At 39.3% G+C, this 9,401-nt stretch carries 10 protein-coding genes; 1 reads left to right on the forward strand and 9 read right to left on the reverse strand.

The genetic code is table 11. The features are described 5' to 3' along the window. Positions 1–244 precede the first annotated feature (244 nt). From AC220I_RS13770 to AC220I_RS13810, 9 genes are all read right to left on the reverse strand, one after another. Complete coding sequence (locus AC220I_RS13770) at positions 245–799, reverse strand: hemerythrin domain-containing protein (protein WP_486724425.1); 555 nt, start codon at positions 797–799, stop codon at positions 245–247. Beyond that, positions 796–1,416 carry a hypothetical protein gene (locus AC220I_RS13775; protein ID WP_486724426.1) on the reverse strand — a complete coding sequence of 207 codons (621 nt, stop codon included), beginning with the start codon at positions 1,414–1,416 and terminating at the stop codon, positions 796–798. Before AC220I_RS13775 ends, AC220I_RS13770 begins: the two co-directional genes overlap by 4 nt. Positions 1,417–1,425: 9 nt before the next feature. After that, positions 1,426–1,614 (reverse strand): DUF1858 domain-containing protein, encoded by a 189-nt coding sequence (locus AC220I_RS13780; protein WP_486724427.1) that lies wholly within the window; start codon positions 1,612–1,614, stop codon positions 1,426–1,428. Between the two features lie 238 nt (positions 1,615–1,852). After that, the gene (lpdA, locus tag AC220I_RS13785; protein WP_486724428.1) at positions 1,853–3,238 is read right to left on the reverse strand and encodes a dihydrolipoyl dehydrogenase; all 1,386 of its coding nucleotides are present in this window, start codon (positions 3,236–3,238) and stop codon (positions 1,853–1,855) included. Positions 3,239–3,262: 24 nt separating this feature from the next. Continuing rightward, entirely contained in the window at positions 3,263–4,657 is a 1,395-nt protein-coding gene (locus tag AC220I_RS13790) for a dihydrolipoamide acetyltransferase family protein (protein WP_486724429.1), read from the reverse strand. Positions 4,658–4,668: 11 nt separating this feature from the next. Then, entirely contained in the window at positions 4,669–5,646 is a 978-nt protein-coding gene (locus AC220I_RS13795; RefSeq protein WP_486724430.1) for an alpha-ketoacid dehydrogenase subunit beta, read from the reverse strand. A 1-nt stretch (position 5,647) separates the two neighbouring features. Next, a complete protein-coding gene (gene pdhA / locus AC220I_RS13800) occupies positions 5,648–6,733 on the reverse strand; it encodes a pyruvate dehydrogenase (acetyl-transferring) E1 component subunit alpha (protein ID WP_486724431.1) in 1,086 nt (361 codons plus the stop codon). Between the two features lies 1 nt (position 6,734). Then, positions 6,735–7,613, reverse strand: coding sequence for a lipoate--protein ligase family protein (locus AC220I_RS13805; RefSeq protein WP_486724432.1), 879 nt, complete (start codon positions 7,611–7,613; stop codon positions 6,735–6,737). A gap of 207 nt (positions 7,614–7,820) precedes the next feature. Further along, positions 7,821–8,852, reverse strand: coding sequence for a LacI family DNA-binding transcriptional regulator (locus tag AC220I_RS13810; RefSeq protein WP_486724433.1), 1,032 nt, complete (start codon positions 8,850–8,852; stop codon positions 7,821–7,823). Between the two features lie 292 nt (positions 8,853–9,144). Between AC220I_RS13810 and AC220I_RS13815 the strand changes: the two genes are divergently transcribed. Then, positions 9,145–9,401: ABC transporter substrate-binding protein (locus AC220I_RS13815; RefSeq protein ID WP_486724434.1), on the forward strand; the 257-nt coding region annotated here is incomplete at its 3' end.

Genomic DNA, 9,401 nt, shown 5'->3' on the forward strand with positions numbered 1-9,401 from the left:
CTAATTCCGATGGTATCTGGTATGTTGTTTGGCATGTCAGGTAGTATGTCATAAAAAACACTAAAATCCCCCTTATTTTTAAGGTGTCATACTTCTTTGAAGATGATTACCTTATCATAAGGGGGATTTATTGATATATTTTTTGATTTGATTATAGACTTGATTTTAATCTGTTATTAGAATTATTAGTGAATTGATCTTTATACCGCTTCGGTTCTAATCTTAAACTCAAGTTCGGGTTACCTTAATTATATTTAGCTTCCATCTCAAGAACCAATTGGTGGTATTTCTTCTGTATGCCCAATGCCTCCTGGTCTCTTTCAAAGTGTTCACATTCCATATTCAGGGCATTGAGTGAAGCTTCAGGTAGATTCTTATCTGCAAAGGTATAAGCCACTCGGTCTTCTTTATCAATATGACGTTTTAACAAGTCTGTATATCCTATCGCATTGGCTATGATATCCAATACAGCTTCATCATTGCCATCCTTGTAAGCACCCATTGCAGTTTCAAGTTGTCTCATATGAAGTCTTCCGAGATCATGCTCAACAAGCATGCCGTGAGTTACAAGTTTTTCTGCTGCTGGTCCAAGTTCTTCTACCATTCTATTGAAGAGCATTTTCTCTTCCTTTCCATGGTGGTGTGCATCTGCATACTGTCTAACAAAATCAATCATTAAAACGAAGTCTTCTTCATGGTACTCGCCCTTATGATACACTTTGTAGCATGCATTTCTCATAACCTTAAGCATTCTCAATATCAACTGATGCTCTTCCATCATTAATTGTATGCCGTTCATGATGCCCTCCTGATCTCATACGTGCTTTCATCTGTAACAGTCAGTGTAAAAGCTGGTGGAATAAATGCATTCATCCATTGATCTCTAAGTGTATTGTATACCTTAACATCACCACCAACTGCTTCCCAATAAGCGGTATGGAGACACGCTCTCTTGACCCACTTATAGTGGTCCTCACTCCCCTCAACAGGGTTGTTTATGCGATCACATGGCATCCCATCAAGCTGAAAATCAAATATAGATTTAAAAATTTGATCCGGTTGATTTAAGCCATCACCTATTTTTTTAGCTGCCAGCTTACCGTTTTCACCATAAATACCCTTAAGCTCATCAAGGGTTAAAACTTGAGCTTTCAATAAATGCGTGATTGTATTTGCCATTCTGTATTCTAAACTTTCAATTTTTGATTGAAGCCATCCGTGGATGTTGCCACCATCGATAACTTCTTCAAGAGGTCTTAGCTCAGGTGCGCCATATCTGCTTATATTTTCACTTTCAAGAAGGTCTGTGTTAAAGCCCTTTTCAAAGGCTAATTTTAGAATATCTTGTTGTAATACTTCGTGCCACAGTACTTTATTGTATAGCCAGTGGTGAATAGGTCCTAAAAATGCACTCATCTCGGCCTCCTATAACTTGTCATTTAAAGCTTTAAGCAAAAGCTCCAAATTCAATCCATGAACCATTGACGCCTCTTCTATCGTTTCAGCTTGAGCAGATGGACAACCTACACAACCCATTCCAAACTGGAATAAAACATCAACTGTATCTGGATACTCACGTACGAGTTCACCTATTTTCATTTTTTCATTAATCATTATAATCCTCCTTACATGTTTTAGATGTGATTTATTAAACTCAGTATAACAGGATATTTGGGGCAATTCGGTTTCCTAGGTTACCTTTTTGATTAATTCTTATTATTTTAGTCGGATATATTAAATTGCACCGAGTAAAGTTCGACCAATATGTCCTTTATCCATATAAAAAAGACATTATCAAACCATGCCTGATAATGTCTTTTACCCTGATACAATCTATTTTCTTATGAATTGTTTATCGCTTTATGATATGAATTGGCTTGTCCACAGCACCATGTGCCGCTTCCATGACGATTTCAGACAAGGTCGGATGTGGATGGACTGTTTTTGCCAAGTCGTAGATGGTCCCTTCAAGTTCAAGCGAAACCGCCGCTTCAGCAATCATATCTGTGGCATGTGATGCCACGATATGCACACCAAGTACCTCACCATATTTTTTGTCATGGACAATTTTCACAAATCCAGTTGTCTCACCTTCTGCCATTGCCTTACCATTTGCACTAAGAGGAAATAAACTTGTACCAACGTCGTAACCAGCCTTTTTAGCATCCTCTTCAGAATAACCGATCACACCAACCTCAGGGAAGCTGTAGATACATGAAGGTACTTTTTTATAATCAATTTCTGTCTTTTCACCCATAATGGCTTCTGCAGCCACAATGCCTTCAGCAGATGCCACGTGGGCAAGCATCATTTTACCAGCCATATCACCAATAGCGTATACCCCTTTTACACTGGTCTCCATATGCGCATCAGTTTCCACACCCTTTCGCCCAATTTTTAAATTGAGATTTTCAAGGCCCCTGAGATTAGGCACTCGACCTAGGCTGGCCAAAATATAGTCACTCGTAACAGAACGCATTTCACCATCCATTTCATAGTAGGCTGTGTTGCCCGAAACAGATTTTAGATTTGTCCCTGTTAAAATTTCAACGCCTTCATTAATTAAATGCTTTTGGATGGTGTTTCGGACGTCCTCGTCCAGATTTTTGAGAATGACATCTGACCGTTGAAGCATGGTTACCTTTGTACCGAGACTGTTAAAGAGTGTGGCGAATTCAACCGCTATGACACCACCTCCTAAAATGGTAATACTCTTAGGGTGTTCAGTCAATGAAATAGCACCTGTGCTATCGATGACCTTGCCAGTTCTAAAGCCTTCCTCTATACCCTCGATATCTGGCAGCTTCACAGATGAGCCAGTGGCGAGTATCAAATTTTTAGCGGTATATGTTTCATCGTTGACTTTAACGGTATTGGCATCTATTACGACACCAAATCCATTAATGACTTCAACTTTATTGAACTTTAAGAGTTGCTCGACACCACCCACTATTTTTTTTACGACCTTTGTCTTACGTTTCATCATATTTTCCCAGTTGATGGTGACATTTTCAATCCCTGGGATGTCAATACCATATGATGTCGACGCCAACATATCTTGATAAAGCTTGGCACTTCTTAGGAGGGTTTTGGTTGGAATACAGCCATAGTTAAGGCAGACACCGCCCACCTTGTCCACTTCAATAAGCCCTACTTTCGCACCGAGTTGCGACGCTTTTATCGCCGCAACATAACCGCCCGGACCACCACCGAGTACTATAATATCAAACTGTTTCATATTTACCTCCAATGGTTTTCTGTTTTATAACATCAAGAGCAATTTGGGCTTTGAAAGCAATTCTTTGACATAAGCTACAAAGCGACCTGCATCAGCGCCATCAATGATTCTATGGTCAAAGGAAAGCGATAAGGGCAATATAGACCTTATGACAATCTCATCATCCACAACCACAGGTTTTTTAGTGATGGCACCGACACCCAATATGCCGGCTTCAGGATATTTTATGACAGGTGCACCAAAGCTTGCGCCAACTGCACCATAATTGGTAATGGTAAATGTACCGTCAGACAAATCGTTCAGTCCAATCGTCTTAGTTCTTGCCTTTTGAGTAAGACTGTCAATTGCACTGGCGATCTCAAACAAGCTTAACTGGTCTGCGTTTTTAATAACAGGCACCATAAGCCCATCTGGTGTGTCCACAGCAATACCAATGTTATAATAGTTTTTCAATAAGATCTCATCCTTGACTGTATCAATCGATGCATTGAGATAAGGGTATTTTTTTAGGCCTAAAACCACTGCTTTTATGAAGAAGGCAAGATAGGTCAATTTGATTTCTTGAGCTTGAGCTAAAAGCTTGGCTTCATTTCTAAAATTGACTAATTCTGAAACATCAGCTTCATCCATGACCAGGGTATGCGGTATTGTAAATTTTGAAAGTGCCATATTTTGCGCAATTGTTTTACGAAGCATGGTCATTGGAATTCGTTGAGTGCGCTTATCATTATCCTCTACCAGTACATTAGCCGAAGACTGTAAGCGGCTTCCTTGAGAAGAAACAGGTTTTGGATCAGATGAATATGCGGCTGACGCATCTGTCATGTGATCATGGTTCGAAAGCTCATTGGCCGCTTTTTGAATGTCCTCCTTCATAACACGACCCTGTGTACCCGTCCCTACGATTTTTTGTATATCAAGACCCAAGTCTTTGGCCATTTTTCTGGCCACAGGGGTCGCTAAAACTTTTTCGGTCTGTTTTTGTGGTTCATTTTCATTACTTCTGCCTTCACCACTTGAAGGAATCAGTTCGGAAGACACTTCAATTTGTCCTACGACACTGGCACTACCTGCTTCTGAAACGTTCTCTTTAGCAGAGGACTCTGGTTTGGTTTCGGTTTCTGGTGCCATAGGCGCTTCCTTCAGAACCTCTCCACCTTCCATATTGCTTCTAAGGCCTTCTTTACCATCATCTAAAACCACAATGACATCACCTACGTTCACTTTATCGCCAACCTTAAAACGAATATCTTTTACAATCCCGTCTGTAGGCGAAGGAATCTCTGCGTTGACCTTGTCTGTTTCAAGCGTAAACAAGTCTTGACCCTCTTTTATGGATTGACCTACTTCAACTAATATTTTAAGCAATACACCTTCGTGAATGCCCTCTCCAATATCTGCAAATTTCACATGGAACATGATGTCACCTCCTAATATTTGATTACATTTCTAAGTTCACTTGTGATGAGTTCAACATTTGGCACATAATGATGTTCGCCCTTTGGTAGTGGCACAATCGTGTCAACACTCGTAATTCGAGTTGGAGGCGCTTCTAAATATAAAAACGCACCTTCATTGATGATTGTAATCAATTCTGCACCAGGACCATATGATCTTGCCGCTTCATGAACCACAGCAAATCTACCTGTCTTTTGTACCGATTTGATCAAGGTTTCCTTGTCAATTGGTGAAATGGTTCTTAAATCAATGAGTTCTATACTATGGCCTTCACCTTCAAGCACTTCAATTGCCTTTTGTGTCTCCTTAACCATGGCACCCCATGCCACAACTGTAAGGTCCGTGCCCTCTTTGACAACCTTTGCCTTACCAATCGGAATTGTATAAGCCTCTTCAGGTACTTCTTGCTTAAAGGCCCTGTAAATACGCTTTGGTTCGAGGAAAATTACGGGGTCTGGGTCCATTATCGCCGCAAGAAGCAATCCCTTTGCATCATATGGCGTCGATGGTATAACCACCTTCAATCCAGCTGTATGCGCAAATAGGGTTTCAAGAGATTCAGAATGATGCTCGAGTGCTCTAACACCACCGCCATAAGGCATTCTGATTACCATTGGCACGGTGTACAACCCCCTTGAACGATTTCTCATACGTGCTGCATGAGTGACAATTTGATTGAAACCCGGGAACATAAAACCCGAAAACTGCATCTCTACAACAGGTTTAAGACCGTTAATGGCCATACCAATTCCAGATCCTATAATAGAAGACTCAGCGAGAATACTGTCAAAGCATCTCTCTTCGCCATATTTTGCCTGCAAACCCTTTGTTGCTCTAAACACACCACCCTCAAAGCCGACGTCTTCTCCAAACACCACAATGGATTCATCTGCTGCCATGGCAACATCTAGTGCATTTGTAATCGCCTCTATTAAATTAAGTACTAACATATTATTTGCCCTCCTTATTATAAAATGCCTTGCGTTCTTGGTATTGTGCCTCTAAAATAGGCGTTCTCTCAGCATAAACATAATCAAAAATATCTTCAAGTGGCGTTAAGCCTGATTTTTCAACTGCCTCAAAGGTTTCTTTTACATAGTCTGACTGCTCGTTCACATAAGCTTCTTCCTCTGCCTCGCTCCATAAGCCTTGGCTATAAAGATAAAGTCTAAAGCGGTCAATTGGATCTTTTTTTCGCCATTCTTCTACTTCTGATTCATCCCGATAAACCGTTGGATCATCTGAAGTGGTATGAGCACCAAGTCTGTAGGTATAGGCTTCAATTAAGGTAGGACCTTCACCCCTTCTTGCACGCTCAACCGCCTCTTTGGTCACGGCATACATGGCAAAAATATCATTACCATCTACTTGAATTCCAGGAATGCCATATGCCAAGGCCTTTTGCGCCATCGTTTTTGTTCTGGATTGAAGCGCTCTTCTAGTGGAAATGGCAAATTGATTATTCTGTATGATAAAGACATTCGCAGTATTTTTTACCGAAGCGAAATTAAGGGCTTCGTGAAAATCGCCCTGAGAAGTTCCACCATCTCCCACATAAGCGATTGCCACATCATCTTCACCCTTAAGTCTCGCAGCATAGGCAAGTCCAGTTGCATGTTGAAATTGTGAAGCAATCGGTACAGAAATTGGTAAAATTCTTACGTCTTCAGGCATTTTCATACCAAATTCATTACCAAACCAATACAAGAAAATATTATAGAGCGGCGCACCTTTATATAACCACACACCAAGTTCTCTAAAGGATGGCGCTACCCAGTCTGTCTGTCTTATTGCTGCAGCAGACCCCACTTGAGCTGCTTCCTGTCCTAAGTTAGGTGCATAGGTCAACATTCTACCCTGGCGCTGATATTGCAGCGTTTTTTCATCAATCACTCGACTTAATCTCATGGTCTTATACATTCTTAAAATTTCTTCTTTTGTTAAGTCCGGCAACCACTCAGGCTTAACCACCTCACCCCTTGGGTTTAGGATTTGAATCATCTCATCTGTCATTGGGTTTACATTTTCTAAAAACATACTATACCTCCTTAAATTGATCGTTAAATCTGATTGCGTCTTTCAATCTACCAAAATTTTCACTTTCAAAGCCAATAATTTCTTCTATATAGCCATTGGCGATCCTTACCTGATTTTTTTCATTAAGTTTGTAAACAAAGGGTGGCGTTTCGCCATATGTCCACGCCCATGACTTTAACCTTTCCCTAATGCTTTCATATTGAACTGGATAGGAATTGACAATTTCATCAGTGGTCAAAATTTCAACTTCATTTTCATGCAAACGATAGAAATGGTCTACCAGCTGGTTTTGCACAGCTTGCATGGTTAAATCACTCTGATGGGTTTTCAAGGAAGTCACTTCGCTTGTGACAGAACTAATCCCCTTAGTAATGATTTTGGGTTCTTTTCTCTTCAAAACGCCCCATAAGTGAGATAAGTCTGAACTGACGAGCAAGGTTCCATGGTGCAATCGTCGATTGCCCTTCAAGTAGAAAGCATTGCCAGAGACTTTTTTGCCATCGATCAGCAAATCCTTTCTCTTATTAAGCTCAAGATTGACATTTAACTGTTTCAAAGAAGCTCTTATCATGTCAAAATGAAGCCTTTCATCATATCGACTATTGGACTCTATAAAGCTGAAGTTGAGATTTCCCAGATCATGATACACTGTACCGCCGCCTGACAACCTGCGAATTAAATGTACACCATTTTCAACCGCCCGATTGACATAAATTTCTTTCCATGGATTTTGATTTCTGCCGAATACAACAGAGGGTTCGTTTTTCCACATAAAAAATATCCGACTGTATTGTTTAAACTCGGTTAGTAAAATTTCTTCAATTGCATGATTACGATATGGGTTTGTCGTATTCGAAATGACTATTAGAGTTTGAATCATTAGATATTTGCCATCCTTATATTATTTCTATTGCTTATATACCCGACCTTTATTATTTTACTCACCACTGATAATCATTATCAATTAACTTTTTGTAAATTCTTTTCTTATTCCTAAATGTTTTGTCACTATCAATAAAAAAACTAGATTTTCAGAGAAAAAAGACACAAAAATGGACAAGATCTCTCTTGTCCCAACTAACTCAACCTATTCTTTTAGACGTTTTGTACTCTTTCTTATAATCAACTGATGCGGTAAAATTTCTCTTAAAGGAATCTCCTTTTCTATTTGCTCTGAATCATCTGATGCTATTTCAATCCTATTTATTAAGCTTGTCGCTGCAAGTTTTCCTTTTTCCTCAAAAGGCTGATGAACCGTACTTAATGAAGGTGTATACATGGCAGCGATTTCAATATCATCAAAGCCAATAATGGAGAGCTGGTCCGGCACATTTATTTCATTGTCACTAGCACATTTTAAAGCCCCAATCGCCATGAGGTCATTTGCACAAAATACGGCTGTTGGCATTTTGTTTTCAGCAAGTAATTGGGTCATGGCTTGATATCCATGTTCAAAAGAGTATTTTCCCACCTTCACCAAGGTGTCTAAATATAAATGATTCTCTTCAAGTGCTGTTTTAAAGCCCTCAAATCTAAGATTACCAGAGTATCGATCCGTTAAAGGTCCCCTGATCATGGCAATACTCTTATGATTTAAGTTAATGAGATATTGTGTTGCTTCATAGGCCGCCTTAAAATTATCTATTGTAACATTGGGAATTTCATCTGAGCTACAATCTGATCCAATCATTACGATTGGCTTACCAAAGGATGCCAAAGCCTCCTGAAGTTCATCATTAATAATATCGGTTAGTAAAATTAAGCCTTCCACACCCTTGTCTTTAAAGAGATTTATATGATTGATCTCCACATCGATATCAAAATCCGTTGCGGTGATCATCAGTGAATAATTTTTAGAGCGTGTTACGGTTTCTATACCGGATATGATGCGAGAAAATACAGGATTTGCAAGTTCGGGTATAATAACACCTATAATTCTCGTTTTATTTAGGGACAAGCTCCTTGCCAGGGCATTTGGCCTAAAATTCGTTTCTTCTATTACTTTTAATACCTTTGCCCTCAAGGCTTCATTTACTGGTTTTGAATTATTGAGAACACGTGAGACAGTCGCCTTAGAAACGCCTGCTTTTTTCGCTATTTCATTTATGGTTATTTTCATGAGGTCACCTCTTTTTATTAAACATTTGTTGCATAATCACTATATTAAAGATATCCTATAATAAACATAATCACTCGCTATTTTATATGGCAGTCTTTTAAACCTTACACCATTTGGATTTTATATACTTATAAGCACCTACTTTTATTATAGGAAAACGGTTTCCTGTTTTCAAGGTATTTATGCCTTTTTAAACCAATTTCTATGTCGTTTGTGTAATTTTATCGCACACTGGGTATAATTCTCATTATAATAATGCTTAAAATCAATATTTGAGTTTAGGAGGTTCATCATGAAATCAAAAGCATTTATCTTTACGGCTGTTTTAATTCTGATCATAATCGTTACAACATATATTACCTCCCTCATACATAAAGCCCCAATACAAATCGGATTCGTCTCTGCCCTATCCGGTTCCTCTGCAGACCTAGGCTTTGCTAGCAGAAATGCACTTGAAATGTATGTAGATGATTTGAACGCAGCAGGCGGTATTAAGGGGCGTAAAATCGAGCTGACAATCCTTGACGATCAAGGTGATCCAAATATTGC

The organism is Fusibacter sp., assembly GCF_057447755.1.

Excerpts from the sequence above, each read along its gene's own strand:
- lpdA (WP_486724428.1), bottom strand. The coding sequence starts at position 3,238 with ATGAAACAGTTTGATATTATAGTACTCGGTGGTGGTCCGGGCGGTTAT.
- AC220I_RS13795 (WP_486724430.1), bottom strand. The coding sequence starts at position 5,646 with ATGTTAGTACTTAATTTAATAGAGGCGATTACAAATGCACTAGATGTT.
- pdhA (WP_486724431.1), bottom strand. The coding sequence starts at position 6,733 with ATGTTTTTAGAAAATGTAAACCCAATGACAGATGAGATGATTCAAATC.
- AC220I_RS13770 (WP_486724425.1), bottom strand. The coding sequence starts at position 799 with ATGAACGGCATACAATTAATGATGGAAGAGCATCAGTTGATATTGAGA.
- AC220I_RS13810 (WP_486724433.1), bottom strand. The coding sequence starts at position 8,852 with ATGAAAATAACCATAAATGAAATAGCGAAAAAAGCAGGCGTTTCTAAG.
- AC220I_RS13775 (WP_486724426.1), bottom strand. The coding sequence starts at position 1,416 with ATGAGTGCATTTTTAGGACCTATTCACCACTGGCTATACAATAAAGTA.
- AC220I_RS13805 (WP_486724432.1), bottom strand. The coding sequence starts at position 7,613 with ATGATTCAAACTCTAATAGTCATTTCGAATACGACAAACCCATATCGT.
- AC220I_RS13790 (WP_486724429.1), bottom strand. The coding sequence starts at position 4,657 with ATGTTCCATGTGAAATTTGCAGATATTGGAGAGGGCATTCACGAAGGT.
- AC220I_RS13780 (WP_486724427.1), bottom strand. The coding sequence starts at position 1,614 with ATGATTAATGAAAAAATGAAAATAGGTGAACTCGTACGTGAGTATCCA.